Genomic DNA, 18344 nt, shown 5'->3' with positions numbered 1-18344 from the left:
AAACCTTTACTGCGCCAGAGCCGCCGCGGCGGTGGCCCGCCCGGCATCGATCGAGGCAGTGACATTGCTGACGAGCGCTTCGACCGAAGCGGCCGTCGCGTCGAGGATCGGCGACGGATAGACGCCGAAGAAGATCACCAGGATGACCAGCGGATAAATCACCGCCTTCTCCCGGGTCGAGAGATCGAGCAGGCCCTTGAGGCTGTCCTTCGTCAGGGCGCCGAACACCACGCGGCGGTAGAGCCACAGCGCGTAGGCTGCCGACAGGACCACGCCGGTGGTGGCGAAGAAGGCGACCCAGGTGTTGGCCTGGAAGGCGCCGAGCAACGTCATGAATTCGCCGACGAAGCCCGACGTGCCCGGCAGGCCGACATTGGCCATGGTGAAGATGAGGAACACGACCGCGTATTTCGGCATGTTGTTGACGAGGCCGCCATAGGCCGAGATCTCGCGGGTGTGCATGCGGTCGTAGACCACGCCGACGCACAGGAACAGCGCGCCGGAGACGAGGCCGTGCGACAGCATCTGGAAGATCGCGCCCTGGATGCCGATGTCGTTCATGGTGAAGATGCCCATGGTGACGAAGCCCATATGGGCGACCGACGAATAGGCGATCAGCTTCTTGATGTCCTCCTGCATCAGCGCCACCAGCGAGGTGTAGATGATGGCGATGACGGACAGCGCGAAGACGAAGGGCGCGAAATCGGCCGAGGCCAGCGGGAACATCGGCAGCGAAAAGCGCAGGAAGCCGTAGCCGCCCATCTTCAGGAGAATGCCCGCCAGGATGACGGAGCCCGCCGTCGGCGCCTCCACGTGCGCGTCGGGCAGCCAGGTGTGGACCGGCCACATCGGCATCTTCACCGCGAAGGAGGCGAAGAAGGCAAGCCACAGCCAAGTCTGCATGCTGGCCGGGAAATCATGCGCGAGCAGCGTCGGGATGTCGGTGGTGCCGGCCTGCCAGTACATGGCCATGATGGCGAGCAGCATCAGCACCGAGCCGAGCAGCGTGTAGAGGAAGAACTTGAAGGAGGCGTAGACGCGCCGCTTGCCGCCCCAGACGCCGATGATGATGAACATCGGGATCAGGCCGGCCTCGAAGAAAACGTAGAACAGCACGATGTCGAGCGCGCAGAACACGCCGATCATCAGCGTCTCCAGCACGAGGAAGGCGATCATGTATTCCTTGACGCGCTTCTCCACCGAGACCCACGAGGCCAGGACGCAGAGCGGCATCAGGAAGGTGGTCAGGATGACGAACAGCATCGAAATGCCGTCGACACCCATGTGGTAGGTGACGCCCGAGCCGAGCCATTCGACCTTCTCGACGAACTGGAAGCCGGCATTGCTCGGGTCGAAGGCGGCCCAGATGAACAGCGACAGCACGAAAGTGAAGGCGGTCGTGAACAGCGCGACATTGCGGATGTTGCGCCGCGCGGCGGCACCCTCGTCCTTGATCATCAGGATCAGGAACGCCCCGACGAGGGGCAGGAACGTGACCGTGGAGAGAATGGGCCACTCAGACATCAGAAATTGCTCCCCAGCATCATCCAGGTCACGAGCGCGGCGACGCCGATGAGCATGGCGAAGGCGTAGTGGTAGAGGTAGCCGCTCTGCAGCTTGACGACGCGGGCGGTGATGTCGCCTACGCGGGCCGACACGCCATCGGGCCCGAGCCCGTCGATGACCTTGCCGTCGCCCGTCTTCCACAGGAAGCGGCCAAGGCGCATGGCCGGGCGCACGAACAGGAAGTCGTAGAGCTCGTCGAAATACCACTTGTTGAGCAGGAAGGCGTAGAGCCCGCGATGCTGGGCGGCCAGCCGCTTCGGCGTCTCCGGCGAGCGGATGTAGAACTGCCAGGCCAGCCCGAAGCCGGACAGCATGGCCACCAGCGGTGCGAGTTTCACCCACAACGGAACGTCGTGGAACTCGTGCAGGATGTGGTTCTCGGGCAGGATGAACAGCGCGCCCTTCCAGAAGCCGTCATAGCCATGGCCGATGAAGAAGTCGTGGAAGATGATGCCGGCGAACAGCGCGCCGAAGGCCAGGATGAACAGCGGCACCAGCATGACCATCGGCGATTCGTGCACGTGGTGCATGACGTCGGCGGTGGCGCGCGGCTTGCCGTGGAAGGTCATGAAGATCAGACGCCAGGAGTAGAAGCTGGTGAACAGGGCAGCGACGACCAGCAGCACGAAGGCGAAGGGCGCGGCCGCGCCGTGGGCGGCAAACGCGCCCTCGATGATGGCGTCCTTGGAAAAGAAGCCGGCGGTGCCGATGATGGTGGCGGGAATGCCGACGCCGGTGAGCGCCAGCGTACCGATGATCATCATCCAGTAGGTGCCCGGTATGAGCTTCCGCAGCCCGCCCATGCGGCGCATGTCCTGCTCGTCGGAAACGGCGTGGATGACCGAACCGGAGCCGAGGAACAGCAGCGCCTTGAAAAAGGCATGCGTGAACAGGTGGAAGATCGCGGCCGAATAGAAGCCGAGGCCGATCGCCACGAACATGTAACCGAGCTGCGAGCAGGTCGAGTAGGCGATGACGCGCTTGATGTCGTTCTGCACCAGGCCGACGGTCGCGGCGAAGAAGGCGGTGAAGGCGCCGATGATGGTGACGACGAGAAGCGCTGTATGCGACAGCTCGAAGATCGGCGAGAGGCGCGCGACCATGAACACGCCTGCGGTGACCATGGTGGCGGCGTGGATGAGGGCCGATACCGGCGTCGGGCCTTCCATCGCGTCCGGCAGCCATGTGTGCAGCGGCACCTGCGCCGACTTGCCCATGGCGCCCATGAACAGCAACAGGCAGACGACGGTGAGCGCTGAGGCACGGTCGAGTTCGTAGCCGAGGAAGTTCAGCACGGCGGCGCCGTTCTCGGCTGCAGCGCCCCCCTCGGCCGGGATGAAGGCCTGGGTGCTGGCGAAGATGGTGTCGAACTCGACGGAGCCGAACAGCACGAAGACGCCGAAAATGCCCAGTGCGAAGCCGAAATCGCCGACGCGGTTGACGACGAAAGCCTTCATGGCGGCGGCGTTGGCCGACGGCTTCTTGTACCAGAAGCCGATCAGGAGGTAGGACGCAAGGCCGACGCCCTCCCAGCCGAAGAACATCTGGATGAGGTTGTCCGACGTCACCAGCATCAGCATGGCGAAGGTGAAGAGCGACAGATAGGCGAAGAAGCGCGGCCGATGCGGGTCGTGATGCATGTAGCCGATCGAGTAGATGTGGACGAGCGCCGAGACGCTGTTGACGACGACCAGCATGACCACCGTCAGCGTGTCTATGCGGAACGCCCATGCGACGTTGAGGCCGCCGGTCTCGATGAAGCGCAGGACAGGCACGGTGAAGGAGGCGCCGTCGCCGAAGCCGACACTGAAGAAGGCCACCCACGACAGAAGCGCGGCGACGACGAGCAGGCCCGAGGTCACATATTCCGAAGCCTTCGCGCCGATCGCGTTGCCGAACAGGCCGGCGATCAGGAAGCCGAGGAGCGGGAGGAAGACGATCGCGTGATACATGGTCTGCCGATCAGCCCTTCATCATGTTGACGTCTTCGACGTCGATCGAGCCGCGGTTGCGGAAGAAGACGACGAGAATGGCAAGCCCGATCGCGGCCTCGGCGGCGGCGACGGTGAGCACGAACAGGGCAAAAACCTGTCCGACGAGGTCGCCGAGCTCGGCCGAGAAGGCGACGAAGTTGAGGTTCACCGCGAGCAGGATCAGCTCGATCGACATCAGGATGATGATGACGTTCTTGCGGTTCAGGAAGATGCCGAACACGCCGAGCGTGAACAGGATCGCCGAGACGGTGAGAAAATGCGAGATGCCGACTTCCATGATCCTGCCTCAGATTCCCTTGCCGGTCTCGACGTCGACGACCTCGATCGCCGTGGCCGGCGTGCGCGCCACCTGATCGGGGATGGACTGGCGCTTCACGCCTTCCTTGTGGCGCAGCGTGAGCACGATGGCGCCGATCATTGCCACCAGCAGCACCATGCCGGCGATCTGGAAGAAGAAGAGGTAGTCCGTATACAGCACGTCGCCGAGCGCGGCGGTGTTGGTGCGCTCCGCCAACGGAGGGATCGGACGGCTGATCTCGGTGGCGAGTTCGGGCGCCAGCGTGTAGCCGCCGATCACGATGATCAGCTCGGCCGCGAGAATCAGCCCGACCAGCGCGCCGATCGGCGCGTATTGCAGGGCGCCCTGCTTCAGCTCGGCAAAATCGACGTCGAGCATCATGACCACGAACAGGAACAGCACGGCTACCGCGCCGACATAGACGACGAGCAGGATGAGCGCGAGGAACTCTGCCCCTGTCAGCAGGAAGAGTCCGGCCGCGTTGAAGAAGGTCAGGATCAGGTACAGCACCGAATGCACGGGGTTGCGCGCCGTGATCACCATGAAGGCGCTCGCCACCGCAATGAAGGCGAACACATAGAAGAAGATCGCCCCTAGTCCTGTCAGCATGGGTTTCCCCCGGTTTCGACGGCGCAGCCTGCGCCGCACCCTTGAGCGGTCCGGATCGGGTCTTGCCCGTCCGCAGCCGCGTTGTCCCTTAGACGAGCGAAACCCGCCCGTCCATCATTGGCGGATCACCTGTATGGCGAATCCAGCGCGATGTTGCGCGCCAGCTCACGCTCCCAGCGATCGCCGTTGGCGAGCAGCTTGTCCTTGTCGTAGTAGAGTTCCTCGCGCGTCTCGGTGGAGAACTCGAAGTTCGGGCCTTCCACGATCGCGTCGACCGGGCAGGCTTCCTGGCAGAAGCCGCAATAGATGCACTTCACCATGTCGATGTCGTACCGCACCGTGCGGCGCGTGCCGTCGTTGCGGCGCGGCCCGGCCTCGATGGTGATGGCCTGCGCCGGGCAGATGGCCTCGCAGAGCTTGCACGCGATGCAGCGCTCCTCGCCGTTGGGATAGCGGCGCAGCGCGTGCTCGCCACGGAAACGCGGGCTGAGCGGCCCCTTCTCGTGCGGGTAGTTGACCGTGTACTTCGGCGCGAACAGCTGGCGCATCGACAGGAAGAAGGCGCCGACGAATTCCTTCAGGAGCAGTGACTTGGCGGCTTGAGCAAGGGCCGACATGGCTATTCTCCGGAAAACAGGGGGGCCACGAAATAGCCCACGATCGGCAGGAGCACCAGTTGGCTCAGGCCTGTGACGTTCAGGACGCGCTTGGTCTCGGGAAGCTCGACACGCGTGGCGAGCAGCCGCAGCAGCGCGAAATCAGCGATGGCGATGACGAGGCCGACGAGGGCGCCGATGATGCCCGCGCTCATCACGACAGCCCCGTGATCTTCAGGAACGACGCCGTGGCGACGACCATGAAGAGCGAGATCGGCAGGAACACCTTCCAGCCCAGGCGCATCAGCTGGTCGTAGCGGTAGCGCGGCACGAAGGCCTTCACCATGGCGAACATGAAGAACACCATGCAGACCTTGAGCACGAACCAGATGACGCCCGGCACCCATGTGAACGGCGCGAAATCGAACGGCGGCAGCCACCCACCGAGGAACAGGATCGTGGTCAGCGCGCACATCAGCACGATCGCCACGTATTCGCCGAGGAAGAACAGCAGGAACGGCGTCGACGAATATTCGAGCATGTGGCCGGCGACGAGTTCCGACTCGGCCTCCACCAGATCGAAGGGGGGACGGTTGGTCTCGGCCAGTGCCGAGATGAAGAAGATGACGAACATCGGGAACAGGCCGAGCCAGTGCCAGTCGAGGAAGGTGTTCGGCAGGCCGACCATGGTTCCAAGGCCGGTGACCTGGGACATGACGATGTCGGTCAGGTTGAGCGAGCCGACGCACAGCAGCACGGTCACGATGACGAAACCGATCGACACCTCGTAGGACACCATCTGCGCGGCCGACCGCAGGGCGCCGAGGAAGGGGTATTTCGAGTTCGACGCCCAACCGCCCATGATCACGCCGTAGACCTCGAGCGAAGCGATGGCGAAGACGAACAGGATGCCGACGTTGATGTCGGCGATGGCCCAGCCCGGCGCGACCGGGATGACCGCCCAGGCGGCGATCGCCAGCACCGCCGAGACCAGCGGTGCGAGCAGGAACACGCCCTTGTTGGCGCCGGATGGGATCACCGGCTCCTTGAAGACGAATTTCAGAAGGTCGGCAAAGGCCTGCAGCAGGCCCCAGGGGCCGACCACGTTAGGCCCGCGGCGGCGCTGCACCGCCGCCCAGATCTTGCGGTCCGCATAGAGCAGATAGGCCACCAGGATCAGCAGCACGACGATCAGCACCACCGACTTGAGCAGGATGATCAGCGCCGGCAGGACATAGATGGTGAAGAACTCTTCCATGGTCCCTGCCCTATTCCGCAGCCTGCTTGAAGCCGTCCCGGGCCAGCGCTGAGCACTCGGCCATCACCGCAGAGGCGCGAGCGATCGGGTTGGTCAGATAGAAATCGCCGATCGAAGGCACGAAGCGGGCATTGCCGATCTCGCCGCCGATGGTGGCCAGCCTGGCGATGTCGCCGGGGTCGCCGGCCGCGATGTCGTCGATGTCGCGCAGATGCGGGTGCTTTTCGTGCAGCGCCGCGCGCAGCTGCGCCAGCGAATCGTAGGGCAGCTTCTTGCCCAGCACGTCCGACAGCGCCCGCAGGATCGCCCAGTCCTCCCGGGCCTCGCCCGGCGCGAAGCCGGCGCGGGTGGTCATCTGGACGCGGCCTTCGGTGTTGACGTAGGTGCCCGACTTCTCGGTATAGGTGGCGCCCGGCAGGATGACGTCGGCGCGGTGTGCGCCCTTGTCGCCATGGCTGCCGATATAGATCGTGAAGGCCGCACCGATGGCGTCGGTGGCCAGTTCGTCGGCGCCGAGGAGGAAGAGCACGTCGACCGCGCCCATCATGCCCGCGACGTCCTTGCCGCCCTCGCCCGGCACGAAGCCGATGTCGAGGCCGCCGACACGCGAAGCCGCCGTGTGGAGAACCCCAAAGCCGTTCCAGCCGTCTGCGACGGCGCCCACGTCGGCCGCGATCTTCGCCGCCATCGACAGCACGGCTGCGCCGTCTGGACGCGCCAGCGCGCCCTGGCCGATGATGATCATCGGGCGCTCGGCTTGCTTCAGCACGTCGAGGAAGGACAGACCGCCGCCGGCCAGGTCTTTCAGCGTCTCGGTGCCGGCGCCCAGCATCTCGTGGTCGTAGCGCAGGTCTGCCGCCTCGCCGATGACGCCGATCGGGAAACCGCCCATGCGCCAGCGCTTGCGGATACGCGCGTTGAGCACCGAGGCCTCGAAGCGCGGATTGGAGCCGATGATCAGCAGCGCGTCGGCGTTTTCGATGCCCTCGATCGTGGGATTGAACAGGTAGGAGGCCCGGCCGAGCGAGGGATCGAGCGCGGCGCCATCCTGCCGGCAGTCGATACTGGTGGAGCCGAGTGCGGCCATCAGCTGCTTCAGCGCAAACATTTCCTCGACGCTGGCGAGATCGCCGGCGATCGCGCCGATCCGCTCCGGCTTCGCCGCCGCCACCTTGTCGCGGATGGCGGCGAAAGCCTCGGCCCAGGAGGCGGGCGCGAGCCGGCCGTTGCGGCGCACATAGGGCCGGTCGAGACGCTGCGAGCGCAGGCCGTCCCAGATGAAACGGGTCTTGTCGGAGATCCACTCCTCGTTCACCGCCTCGTTGACGCGCGGCAGGATGCGCATGACCTCGCGGCCGCGCGTGTCGACGCGGATCGCCGAACCCACGGCATCCATCACGTCGATCGATTCGGTCTTGGTCAGTTCCCACGGCCGTGCCTGGAAGGCGTAGGGCTTCGACGTGAGAGCCCCAACCGGGCACAGGTCGATGACGTTGCCCTGGAGTTCGGAGGTCATCGCCTGTTCGAGATAGGTGGTGATCTCTGCGTCCTCGCCACGGCCGATCAGGCCGAGCTCGGAGATTCCAGCGACTTCCGTCGTGAACCTCACGCAGCGCGTGCAGTGAATGCAGCGCGTCATGATGGTCTTCACCAGTGGGCCGATGTACTTGTCTTCGACCGCGCGCTTGTTCTCGTGGTAGCGCGAGGCGTCGACGCCAAAGGCCATCGCCTGGTCCTGAAGGTCGCACTCGCCGCCCTGGTCGCAGATCGGGCAGTCGAGCGGGTGGTTGATGAGGAGAAACTCCATAACCCCCTCGCGCGCCTTCTTCACCATCGGCGTGTTGGTGAATATCTCGGGCGCCTCGCCGTTGGGACCGGGACGCAGGTCGCGCACGCCCATGGCGCAGGAGGCCGCCGGCTTGGGCGGGCCGCCCTTCACCTCGACCAGGCACATGCGGCAGTTGCCGGCAATCGACAGACGTTCGTGGAAACAGAAACGGGGAACCTCGGCACCGGCCTCTTCCGCTGCCTGCAACAGCGTGTAGTGGTCGGGCACCTCGATCTCTTTCCCGTCGACCTTGATCTTAGCCATGCCGTCTTCCGATCTCCACAGCGCTCCAGCGGCGCTGCATTTCCGTCTTCATAGTCTTTCGACCGGCCCCATCAACCGGAATTTCGCCGCAGCGCAACATCCCGGTGGACCAATCCCCCGATCGGCCGGGTCACGTCCGGACCCGTCGACCTCTCAGGCCTTCGCGCCAGCCAGCACTGCCGCCTGCTTCAACCATTCGTCCCGCGCGATCCGCCCCCGGAAACCCAGGTGCTCGTCGAGCCAGAGGACCTCGCCCTCGCCCAGGCCGGCGATCTGGGCGTAGGTCCAGATGCCAAGACCGTTCAGGACCCTTTCCAGCTTCGGCCCGATGCCGCCGATCGCCTTGAGGTCGTCCGGCGCGTCGGGCCGTTCGATCCCCAGCGGCGCCGTCGGTCCAGCGGCGTTCGCCACCGGTTCAGCCCCAGCCGGTTCAGCCACGCCATCGGCCGCGTCCGGCGCCTGGACCTCTGGCGAGAGATGCCCGGTCGCGAGACCCGACAAGCGCTGTGCCACGTCCATCGACGTCGACACCGCGCTCAGCCAGACACCGAAGGCATGGCCGGCCATGCCCGCACCGAGAGCGGCCATGGCCGCCGACGTCGCGATGTTGCGCTTCACAGCCTCGGCGTCGGCCCCGAAAGGCAGGGGCAACGCGGCGGAGAAATCGCGCCCAAGCTGCTGAAACTTCGCATCCATCATCATCGTCTCGGGCAATGGCCGGGGTGGCACCGGATCGGTCGACATGGCAAGTCTCCTCGTTTTGGTGGCCCCTCGCTCGGTCGTCTCCAATTCACGCGGCCGTTCGGCCCGTTCTTGCTACTCGGCAGCCGCCAGCACCGGCTCGTGGCGGTGGGCGTTGCGGCTGAACTCGTCGATGCGGCGCTCGATCTCGGGCCGGAAGTTGCGAATCAGGCCCTGAATGGGCCATGCGGCGGCATCGCCGAGCGCGCAGATCGTGTGGCCCTCGACCTGCTTGGTCACGTCGAGGAGCATGTCGATCTCGCGCTTGTGGGCTTCGCCCCGGACAAGCCGCTCCATGACGCGCCACATCCAGCCGGTGCCTTCGCGGCACGGCGTACACTGGCCGCAGCTCTCGTGCTTGAAGAAATAGGACAGGCGGGCAATCGCCTTCACGATATCGGTCGACTTGTCCATGACGATGACGGCCGCCGTGCCGAAGGACGATTTCTTCTCGCGCAGACCGTCGAAATCCATCGGACAATCGATGATGTCCTCGGCCTTGACGACCGGGCACGACGCGCCGCCGGGGATGACCGCGAGCAGGTTGTCCCAGCCGCCACGGATGCCGCCGCCATGCTTCTCGACCAGTTCGCGGAAGGTGATGCCCATCGCTTCCTCGACGGTGCACGGCGTGTTGACGTGCCCCACCAGCATGAACAGCTTGGTGCCGACATTGTTGGGCCGGCCGATCGACGAGAACCAGGATGCACCGCGGCGCAGGATGGTCGGCGCGACCGCGATCGACTCGACGTTGTTGACCGTCGTCGGGCAGCCATAGAGGCCGACATTCGCCGGGAACGGCGGCTTCAGGCGCGGCTGGCCCTTCTTGCCCTCGAGGCTTTCGAGCAGCGCCGTCTCCTCGCCGCAGATATAGGCACCCGCGCCGTGATGGACGTAGATGTCAAAGTCGTAGCCGTTCTTGTTGCCCTTGCCGATCAACCCGGCCTCGTAGGCCTCGTCGATGGCGCGCTGCAAGGCCTCGCGCTCGCGGATGAACTCGCCGCGCACGTAGATATAGGCGGCGATGGCCCCCATGGCGAAACCGGCGATGAGGCAGCCCTCGACCAGCGTGTGCGGATCGTGGCGCAGAATCTCGCGATCCTTGCAGGTTCCCGGCTCGGATTCATCGGCATTGACGACCAGATAGGACGGACGCCCGTCGCTCTGCTTGGGCATGAACGACCATTTGAGACCGGTCGGGAAGCCGGCGCCGCCGCGACCGCGCAGACCCGACGCCTTCATCTCGTTGATGATCCAGTCGCGGCCCTTCTCGATGATCCCGGCGGTGCCATCCCAATGGCCGCGCGCCTGCGCGCCCTTCAACGACTTGTCGAACCGACCATAGATGTTGGTGAAGATGCGATCCTTGTCAGCGAGCATGGCGGTTCACCGATGAGTTCTGGGCTGCGAACGGGCGCTTGCCCGACAGAAGCACCTGGAAGCCGACGACGAGCGTCGAGAAGGAGACGAGAACGGCCGCAAGCACGAGCCAGCCGGTCTCGCCAGTATAGACCCCCGCCCCGAGGATCACCACGAGCGCGACGGCGGTTTTCAGGAGCGTCATGCGCGCGCATTCGGTGAGGCCGAAGCGCGTGCTGCCGGAAGCCGCGGGACAGCTCGCCATCAGCGAGGCTCCTTGCCGAAGACGCGGACGTACTCCTCGCGGCCGCCATCAGCGAGCGCCTTGGCCTGGGCCACCCAGTTCTCGCGCTCGATTCGGCCGCGGAAGCGAAGGTAGCCATCGACCCACGCGCGCTGCTCAGGCGTCCAGCCAGCGATCTGGGCATAGGTGAAGATGCCGATCGAATGAAGCGTGCCCTCGATCTTGGGACCGATGCCAGAGATCAGCTGCAGATCGTCGGGCGCGGCCGGGCGCTCGATGCCGGCCGGACGGCTCGCGTCGTCGAGCGACGGCGCCGCGACGTCGGAAGCGGTCGAGCCCTCGACCGGCAAGGGATCGGCGCCGGCCTGCGCCTTCAGGCCTTCGGCGGAGGGAACCTCCGCATCGGAAGGCATGCGGGCGGTGCGGACCTTGGCGACGCCCTCCACCAAGGGCTCGGCCTTGTTGGCGGCGGCGGCGTCTTCCTTTGGCGACGGCACGCTCGCGGCCTTCTCGACGGCAGGGCTGACCTTGACGTCGGAAGGCGACTTCACCGCGGGATTGGTTTCGGGCGCATCGGTTTTCGGCCGGGCCGCCCTCGACGGCGCGGGGGCCTCGGCGGCCGGTGCTGCCGCCGACGGCTCCGACGGGGCGGCACGCGTGTCCTTGAGGACGTTCTTTTCGTCTTTCAAGGCGGTGAAGCCGCTCGCGGGCGCGGAGAACCAGCGGTCGGTCTGCGGTCCCGTCTTCACGGCATCGCCGCGTCCGGCCTCGAACTCGTCGATGATCTCGGCCAGTCGCTCCGGCGTCAGATCCTCGTAGGTGTCCTTGAAGATCATCACCATCGGTGCGTTCACGCAGGCGCCCAGGCACTCCACTTCTTCCCATGACAACGTGCCGTCGGCATTGGGATGGAACTGGTCCGGATGGATCTTCGTGCGGCACACGTCCATCAGCGCCTCGGAGCCGCGCAGCATGCAGGGCGTCGTGCCGCATACCTGGATGTGGGCGCGGGTCCCGACCGGCTTCAGCTGGAACTGCGTGTAGAAGGTCGCGACTTCGAGGACGCGGATGTAGGGCATCGCGAGCATGTCGGCGACATGCTCGATGGCGGCCTTGGTGACCCAGCCTTCCTGCTCCTGCGCCAGCATGAGGAGCGGAATCACCGCGGATTGTTCGCGGCCCTTGGGGTATTTGGCGATCCAGGTTCCGGCTTCAGCCGATTTCGTCTTGTCGAAGGCGAAGGCTGCTGGCTGAACGGCTGGCTCTGCGAGACGGCGGACCGACATGGCGCCCCATGTTTTTTGCTGCTTATGTTGCGGCGCGTTCTAACACACGCACCGCAAAAGGCCAGTGCTTCAACGCCGCATATTCAACACGAAAATGCCGTGGACCAATGGCCCTATCCGAGGACCTGAAAAGCACGGGCGAGCACGGTTTCCCACGCTTTCACGTGCACAGATCGACAAAGAAGCGGTTCTCGAAGACGTCCTCGTGGGGGACCAGCGCGGGGATTCGCAGGCGCTCGCCCAGAAGGGTGCCTGCACGCGTGAGATCGATCAGGGCTGCGGCGTGCGCCGCACTTCCGGCCGCCAGGGCGCCGTGGTCGGCGCCGCCAGCTTGCGACTTGAGGCGCATCGCGAAGCGCTCCTCGGCGGGCTTCCCGGCGCGGCTTCCGCTCGCCCGCACGTCGATCAGCACGACATCCGCGCCGCCGGCCGGCAGACCGTTGCGTAGCACGGTCCCCAGAAGGTCGCGGCGCGAGCGCAGCCCCAGATCGTCGAGCAGGAGCAGCATGTAGTCGAGATGGCCGGGATGGCGAATGGTGCGGAAGACGAGGTTGCGGGCGTGCGGCGCAACAAGGGTGGCGAGCCCTTCGATGCTTCCGGCGGTGAGAAAAGCTTCGTAGCGGACGCCGTCGACGGTGAACTCCTCGAGCCCCGACAACGGCGGCAGGGTGACGCGGTTGCCGTCGACGATGGCCGTGCAGGGCTTCGTGTACTCCGCCAGCAACCCGTCCAGGTTCCAGATCAGGCCGTATCCCAGGCGGTTGGTGCGAGCGGCAGGGATCGCACCGACGCGGATGTCGATGTCGCAACCCTGGTCGAGCCGCAGGGCCAGTCCGTAGGCGATCGAATCGACGACGCCGGGCGAAACGCCGCAGCCGGGGAGAAAGGCGCGGTCGGACCTGGCGCGGGCAGCGGCCGCGCGGGTCTCTTCGCCGGCCTCGCTGAAGTCGAGGTAGTGAAGGCCGGCATCGGCCGCAGCAGCGGCCAGACGATGGACCAGGCGGTCGGGAACGGCGGCCACGACCAGATCCGATCCGGGCAGGATCCTGTTGATGTCTTCGCCACGGGACACATCCGCATGGGACGCAGCGTGCCCGGCGGCCGAGGCGGCTGCCAGCGCTTCTTCGGTGCAGTCGGCGAGCGTGACGTCGTAGTCGCCGCTTCCGGCCAGAAGATCAGCGAGGCACAGCCCGACGCGGCCCGCGCCGAAGATCGTCACATTGCGCACGGGCCTGGCCTCCGTCATCGCTCGATCCTCAATGGTTGAAGCGGGAGACGAAGCTAGCCAGCCGCTCGTTGGTCGGGTTGCGGATCGTCTCGTCGGGTTTTCCCTCGACCACGATCCGGCCCTCGTCGAGAAACAGGATGCGGTCGGCGACATCGGCGGCGAAAGCCATCTCGTGCGTGACGATCGCCATGGTCATGCCATCGTCGGCGAGCCGCCGGATGACGTTGAGCACCTCGCCGACCAGTTCAGGATCGAGCGCGCTCGTCACCTCGTCGAGCAGCAGCACCTCGGGCTGCATGGCGAGCGCGCGGGCGATCGCGACGCGCTGCTTCTGGCCGCCCGACAGGTGGCTCGGATAGGCATTCCGCTTTTCGGCGAGCCCCACCTCGGCCAGGAGCGCCATGGCGCGTTCCTCGGCTTCCGCCCTCGGCGTGTTGCAGACCACGATCGGCCCTTCGGTGACGTTCTGCAGCACCGTCTTGTGCGGAAACAGGTTGAAGTGCTGGAACACCATGCCGACATGGCGGCGCAGGGTGCCGATGCCGGTGGTTCCGTCCCGGTCGCGGAAGGACTTGCCGATCTTGTGGCCGCGGAAGATCACCGAGCCGCCGGTCGGCTTCTCCATCATGTTGAGGCAGCGGATCAGCGTCGACTTGCCCGAGCCCGAGGGGCCGATCAGTCCGACGACCTCGCCGCGCGCGAGCGTCACGTCGACGCCCTTCAGCACCTCGAGCCCGCCGAAGGATTTCCGGATGCCGCGCGCTTCGAGGACGGTTTGAGGCCCGGCTGCGGTTTGTTGCACGTTGGTCATGCTGGACTCCATTCTCGTCAGTCGCTGACGCGCAGGCGCCGCTCGATCCAGTCGGCGATCTGCGTGAGCGGGAAAAGCACCGCGATGTAGAGCGCGGCCATGACCGTGTAGGATTCGAGCGGGCGGTAGGTCTGGCCGTTCACCACCGCTGCCATGTAGGCGAGATCGGCGACCGAGATGACCGACACCAGCGAGGTGTTCTTGAACTGGATCACCGACTGGTTGATGAAGGCCGGCAGCATGCGCTTGAAGGCCTGCGGCATGACGATGCGCCGCATCGCCTGCCAGTTGCTCATGCCGATGGCGGCGGCGGCCTCGCGCTGGCCGCGGTCGATCGACAGGATGCCGCCCCGAAAGATTTCGGCATAGAAGGCCCCGACATAGAGCGACAGCGTCAGCATCGCGGCAACACGGTTGTCGATCGATATCCCGACCAGCAGCGGGAAGGCGTAGTAGAACCAGAGAAGCTGCACCAGGAGCGGCGTGCAGCGAAAGATCTCCTGATAGGTCCGCGCGATGAGCGAGAAGATCATCCAGCCCGACAGCCGCGCTGCGCAAACGAGAAGCCCGATCAGCACACCGAGCACGATGGAGCCGAAGGTGTAGACCACCGTCAGCCATAGCCCGTACATGAACAGGTCCCAATACTGCCAGATTACGCTGAAATCCCATCTGTACATCGCTAAACCCCCTCGCTGCGGTTCGTGTTCGAACACCGCATGATGTGTCCGGTCCCTGGTGTCGACACCCTCACCCGCCGCCGACCGCGCCTTGCCGCAGCGGCGTGGCGCCCGACGAGCGATAGCGGTGCATGACGCCGCGCAGCCTGTCGAGGTTGGCAGGCTCCATCGGCGTCAGCGGCAATCGGAGGTCGGCATTCGCGAGGCCCTCGAGCGCGAGCGCCGCCTTGGCCGGAACCGGGTTGGGCTCGATGAAGAGGATTTCGGCCAGTTCGGCCAGTTGCTCGTGCAGGGCCAGCGCCCTCGCCGCGTCGCCCGCTTGCCAGGCGCGGACCAGCGCGACCATTCCCTCCGGTGCGACGTTGGACACCACGCTGGTCACGCCGACCGCGCCTGCGGCGAGGAAGGCGAGCGTCAGCGCGTCGTCGCCGGAATGGATCGGAAAGTCGCCGCCGCATTGGCGTCGAAGCCTGGTCACCCGCTCGACCGATCCGCCGGCTTCCTTGATGGCGACGATGTTGTCGTGACGGTCGCGCAGGGCGGCGCAGGTCTCCACCGCGATCTCGACGCCGCAGCGGCCGGGCACGCTGTAGAGCATGACCGGCAGGCCGGTCGCGTCGGCCACGGCGCCGTAATGCTGCAAGAGCCCGCGCTGGGACGGCTTGTTGTAGTAGGGCGTGACGACCAGAAGACCGTCGGCGCCCGATGACTCGGCCCGTCGCGCCTTCTCGATGGTGGCGAGGGTGTCGTTGGTCCCTGCCCCGGCGATGACCATGACCCGGCCACGCGCGATCCGCACGGTGCGGGCAACCAGATCGTCGATCTCGTCCTGCCGCAGCGTGGCGGCTTCGCCGGTCGTGCCGGCCGTCACCAGGCCGGCGACGCCGGCCGCGATCTGGCGCTCGACCAGCGCCTCGAAGGCGGCGGTGTCCACCTTGCCGTCCCTGAAGGGCGTCACCAGTGCGGTGAACACGCCTTTGAGCCGTTCTGCGTCGAATGTCATCGTCGTCTCCATGTCAGTCGATCACCACGCGCGTTTCCGACATCTCGCGGATCGCGATGCGGACGCCTTCCCGGCCAAGGCCGCTCGATTTAATGCCACCGAAGGGCACGTGTTCGGCGCGGAAGTCGGGGCCTTCGTTGACCATCACGCCGCCGACCGCGAGTTCGCGCGAAAACCGCTTCACCCGCGCGTGGTCGTTGGTGAAGATTCCGGCCTGCAATCCATAGGCGCCGGCATTCACCTCGGCGATCACGTCAGAGGCATCGTCGAAGCTGCGGATGGCGATCACCGGGCCGAAGGTCTCGTCGGCGATCACCGGCGAGGCGGGATCGACGCCGGCAAGCACGGTCGGCTCGACCAGCGTTCCCTCCCCGCCGCCGCCTGCGAGCAGCGTCGCGCCGTTGGACAGCGTCGCCGCGATGCGGTGCCTGACGAGGCTGGCCGCGTCCTCGTCGATCACCGGTCCCATGTCGGTCGCCTCGGAAGCCGGATCACCGAAGCGCACGGCCGCGACCGCCTCCAGCAGACGATTGGTGAACGCGGCCTCGATGTCGCGGTGAAGGTAGAGCCGCTTCACGGCCGCGCAGCTCTGGCCGGCGATCTCGAAGCGATGCGTCACCGCCGTCTCGACCGCTTTTTCAAGATCGCCGTCCGGAAAGACGAACAATGGATCGTTGCCGCCAAGCTCCATCAGGCAGCGCACCAGTCCGCTGGCGTTCTTCAGCGCCAGGCCGGCCTTGGGACCGCCGGTGAAGGAGAGGAGGTCGATCGGCGCGCGGGCGAGCGCCAGCGCCGCGTCGGCGCCGCCGTGGACGACCTGGAACAAACCCTTGGGGAACCCGGCCTCCACTGCCAGTTCCGCCAGGCGCGCTGCCGCAAGCGGCGCTTTCGGCGAGGGCTTTGCCACCATGGCATTTCCGGCCGCGATCGCCGGCCCGAGTTTGTGGCAGAGGAGATTGAGCGGATAATTGAAGGGCGTGATGGCCCCGACGACCCCGGTCGGCACATAGGTGACGGTCGCGCGCCGGTCGGCCCCGCCCGCCACGATGCCGCAATGCAGCACCTCGCCATCGAGAAAGGTTGCGGCGTCGCCGGAAAGGCGAAGCGTGTTCTGCGAACGCCGAACCTCGTTGCGCGCCTCGCGGATGGTCTTGCCGACCTCGAGGCGGATGGTTTGCGCCAGTTCCTCCGCGTTGGCGGCGATGCGATCGGCCAGCGCATCGAGCAAGCTGCGGCGTTCGAAGGGCGATGAGTGCTTGAACCCGGCCTGCGCACGACCGGCGGCTGCGACGGCCTGCGCGATCTCGGTCGGGGTGCTGGCCGCGACCTCGGCCACCAGGGTTCCGTCGAAGGGATTGCGCACGAGGATCGCCGGTGGCGTGGCCGTTGCATGGTTGCGAGCAGTCTGGGTCATGATCTCTCCCGTTGTTCATCGTCGGCTGCCAGCGCCGCGATCGTGACGGGCCGAAGCGGCCAGCGGTCGCGGCTCAGTCGGTCGACCGGAATTCCAGCGTCGTCGCGCGTGGATGCCATCAGTTGCAGGACATTGTCGGCGCAGAACCGTCCCTGACACAGGCCCATGCCGAAGCGGCCGTTGAGCTTGATTTCCCGCGCGCTCGGTTCGCCTTCGGCGAGCATGGCGCGCAGTTCGCCGACGGTGCGGCCTTCGCAGCGGCACAGGATCGTCTCGTCGGGGAGAGTCGACAGCGGATTGCCATCGTCGACGGGCCTGAAGAGATCGGCGAGGACCGATTGCGCCCGGCGTTGCGCTTCCACGACCGGCTCTGCAAAGACGGCTTCTCGTGTAGAAAGGAGCGCGATCACCCGCCGTGCCGCATGCCGCCCGTCGGCCGCGGCGGCACGAATGCCCAGCGCTTCCCGGCAGTCGCCCGCCCGCACCACGAAAGGCTCACGACTGGAGACGGCCGGCAGACCGACATCGTTCGGCCGGATGCCGTCGTGCAGCGCGATCATGTCCGCCTCGATGGCTTGCGTCCGGCCCTTTCGGTCCCGCACGCTTGCGACGAGCCGCCCGTCGCGGCGCTCGATCGACGTCAGTTGCGCTCCCCGCAGCCAGGGCGTTCGCGAAGCGAAGACCCGCAGGAGATGGCTTGCCGCTTCGGCGACCAGTCCGGGATGGGCCGAGAGGCGCAGCGCCGCGGCGAAGCGGACGAACGGATCGCCTGCTTCCACCAGCGCGACCGGGGGGCGGCCGAGCCGTGCGAGATCGGCGGCGAGCGCAATGGTGAGAGGGCCGTTGCCGGCGATCAGGATGTCGCCATCGGGCGCGCTGACGCCCTCCTTGAGAAGCAGCTGCAGGCCGCCGGCCGTCATGACGCCGGGCCATTGCCAGCCGGGTCGGGGCAGCACGCGTTCGACCGCGCCGACGGCGAGAACCAGCGCCCGCGGCCGGACCGCCCGGACGCGTCCTCGGGCGCGGTCGTCGAGCATGGCGAGGCCGTCGCCGTCCAGACCGAGGAAGGCATGCTGCAGGCGCGGCATGACACCGGCAGCCGAAAGCGCGCCAACGAGGTGCGACCATCGCATTCGGCCCCGCGTTGACGCCCCGTCGCCCGCCG

The 18344-nt window shown here is 66.3% G+C and carries 18 protein-coding genes; all 18 read right to left on the bottom strand.

Features of this window, described 5'->3' with window-relative positions:
* Positions 1-6: 6 nt before the first annotated feature.
* Positions 7-1524, bottom strand: a complete 1518-nt coding sequence (locus tag EJC49_RS18000) for an NADH-quinone oxidoreductase subunit M (protein ID WP_126701324.1) — start codon at positions 1522-1524, stop codon at positions 7-9.
* Positions 1524-3518: an NADH-quinone oxidoreductase subunit L gene (gene nuoL / locus EJC49_RS17995; RefSeq protein WP_126701323.1), complete on the bottom strand. Its 1995-nt coding sequence runs from the start codon at positions 3516-3518 to the stop codon at positions 1524-1526. Before nuoL ends, EJC49_RS18000 begins: the two co-directional genes overlap by 1 nt.
* 10 nt (positions 3519-3528) lie before the next feature.
* Positions 3529-3837, bottom strand: a complete 309-nt coding sequence (gene nuoK / locus EJC49_RS17990; RefSeq protein WP_126701322.1) for an NADH-quinone oxidoreductase subunit NuoK — start codon at positions 3835-3837, stop codon at positions 3529-3531.
* Between the two features lie 9 nt (positions 3838-3846).
* Positions 3847-4467: an NADH-quinone oxidoreductase subunit J gene (locus EJC49_RS17985; protein ID WP_126701321.1), complete on the bottom strand. Its 621-nt coding sequence runs from the start codon at positions 4465-4467 to the stop codon at positions 3847-3849.
* Positions 4468-4592: 125 nt separating this feature from the next.
* Positions 4593-5084, bottom strand: coding sequence for an NADH-quinone oxidoreductase subunit NuoI (gene nuoI / locus EJC49_RS17980; RefSeq protein WP_126701320.1), 492 nt, complete (start codon positions 5082-5084; stop codon positions 4593-4595).
* 2 nt (positions 5085-5086) lie between these two features.
* Positions 5087-5278 (bottom strand): hypothetical protein, encoded by a 192-nt coding sequence (locus EJC49_RS17975; RefSeq protein WP_126701319.1) that lies wholly within the window; start codon positions 5276-5278, stop codon positions 5087-5089.
* Positions 5278-6321 carry an NADH-quinone oxidoreductase subunit NuoH gene (gene nuoH / locus EJC49_RS17970; RefSeq protein WP_126701318.1) on the bottom strand — a complete coding sequence of 348 codons (1044 nt, stop codon included), beginning with the start codon at positions 6319-6321 and terminating at the stop codon, positions 5278-5280. The genes EJC49_RS17975 and nuoH overlap by 1 nt, the downstream gene beginning before the upstream one ends.
* A 10-nt stretch (positions 6322-6331) precedes the next feature.
* Positions 6332-8413 carry an NADH-quinone oxidoreductase subunit NuoG gene (nuoG, locus tag EJC49_RS17965; RefSeq protein ID WP_126701317.1) on the bottom strand — a complete coding sequence of 694 codons (2082 nt, stop codon included), beginning with the start codon at positions 8411-8413 and terminating at the stop codon, positions 6332-6334.
* Between the two features lie 153 nt (positions 8414-8566).
* Entirely contained in the window at positions 8567-9157 is a 591-nt protein-coding gene (locus EJC49_RS17960; RefSeq protein WP_245453459.1) for an NADH-quinone oxidoreductase subunit E, read from the bottom strand.
* 72 nt (positions 9158-9229) lie between these two features.
* Positions 9230-10534 (bottom strand): NADH-quinone oxidoreductase subunit NuoF, encoded by a 1305-nt coding sequence (gene nuoF / locus EJC49_RS17955; protein ID WP_126701316.1) that lies wholly within the window; start codon positions 10532-10534, stop codon positions 9230-9232.
* Positions 10524-10778, bottom strand: a complete 255-nt coding sequence (locus EJC49_RS17950) for a hypothetical protein (RefSeq protein ID WP_126701315.1) — start codon at positions 10776-10778, stop codon at positions 10524-10526. The genes nuoF and EJC49_RS17950 overlap by 11 nt, the downstream gene beginning before the upstream one ends.
* Positions 10778-12043 carry an NADH-quinone oxidoreductase subunit E gene (locus EJC49_RS17945; RefSeq protein ID WP_126701314.1) on the bottom strand — a complete coding sequence of 422 codons (1266 nt, stop codon included), beginning with the start codon at positions 12041-12043 and terminating at the stop codon, positions 10778-10780. Before EJC49_RS17945 ends, EJC49_RS17950 begins: the two co-directional genes overlap by 1 nt.
* A gap of 160 nt (positions 12044-12203) precedes the next feature.
* Complete coding sequence (locus tag EJC49_RS17940; RefSeq protein WP_170314780.1) at positions 12204-13289, bottom strand: saccharopine dehydrogenase family protein; 1086 nt, start codon at positions 13287-13289, stop codon at positions 12204-12206.
* 10 nt (positions 13290-13299) lie between these two features.
* Positions 13300-14082, bottom strand: coding sequence for an amino acid ABC transporter ATP-binding protein (locus EJC49_RS17935; protein ID WP_126701312.1), 783 nt, complete (start codon positions 14080-14082; stop codon positions 13300-13302).
* Positions 14083-14099: 17 nt separating this feature from the next.
* Entirely contained in the window at positions 14100-14762 is a 663-nt protein-coding gene (locus EJC49_RS17930) for an amino acid ABC transporter permease (protein ID WP_126701311.1), read from the bottom strand.
* A gap of 70 nt (positions 14763-14832) precedes the next feature.
* Complete coding sequence (gene dapA, locus EJC49_RS17925) at positions 14833-15765, bottom strand: 4-hydroxy-tetrahydrodipicolinate synthase (RefSeq protein WP_126701310.1); 933 nt, start codon at positions 15763-15765, stop codon at positions 14833-14835.
* 13 nt (positions 15766-15778) lie between these two features.
* Positions 15779-17179, bottom strand: coding sequence for an aldehyde dehydrogenase family protein (locus tag EJC49_RS17920; protein WP_126701309.1), 1401 nt, complete (start codon positions 17177-17179; stop codon positions 15779-15781).
* On the bottom strand, positions 17176-18344 hold a 1169-nt coding region (locus EJC49_RS17915; RefSeq protein ID WP_210211821.1), incomplete at its 5' end, for an FAD/NAD(P)-dependent oxidoreductase. The genes EJC49_RS17915 and EJC49_RS17920, both read right to left, overlap by 4 nt.

The sequence above is a fragment of the Aquibium carbonis genome (assembly GCF_003970795.1).
Lineage (GTDB): Bacteria > Pseudomonadota > Alphaproteobacteria > Rhizobiales > Rhizobiaceae > Aquibium > Aquibium carbonis.
The sequence above is the reverse complement of the archived record's forward strand: the minus strand, read 5'-3'. Positions and strand labels throughout refer to the sequence as shown.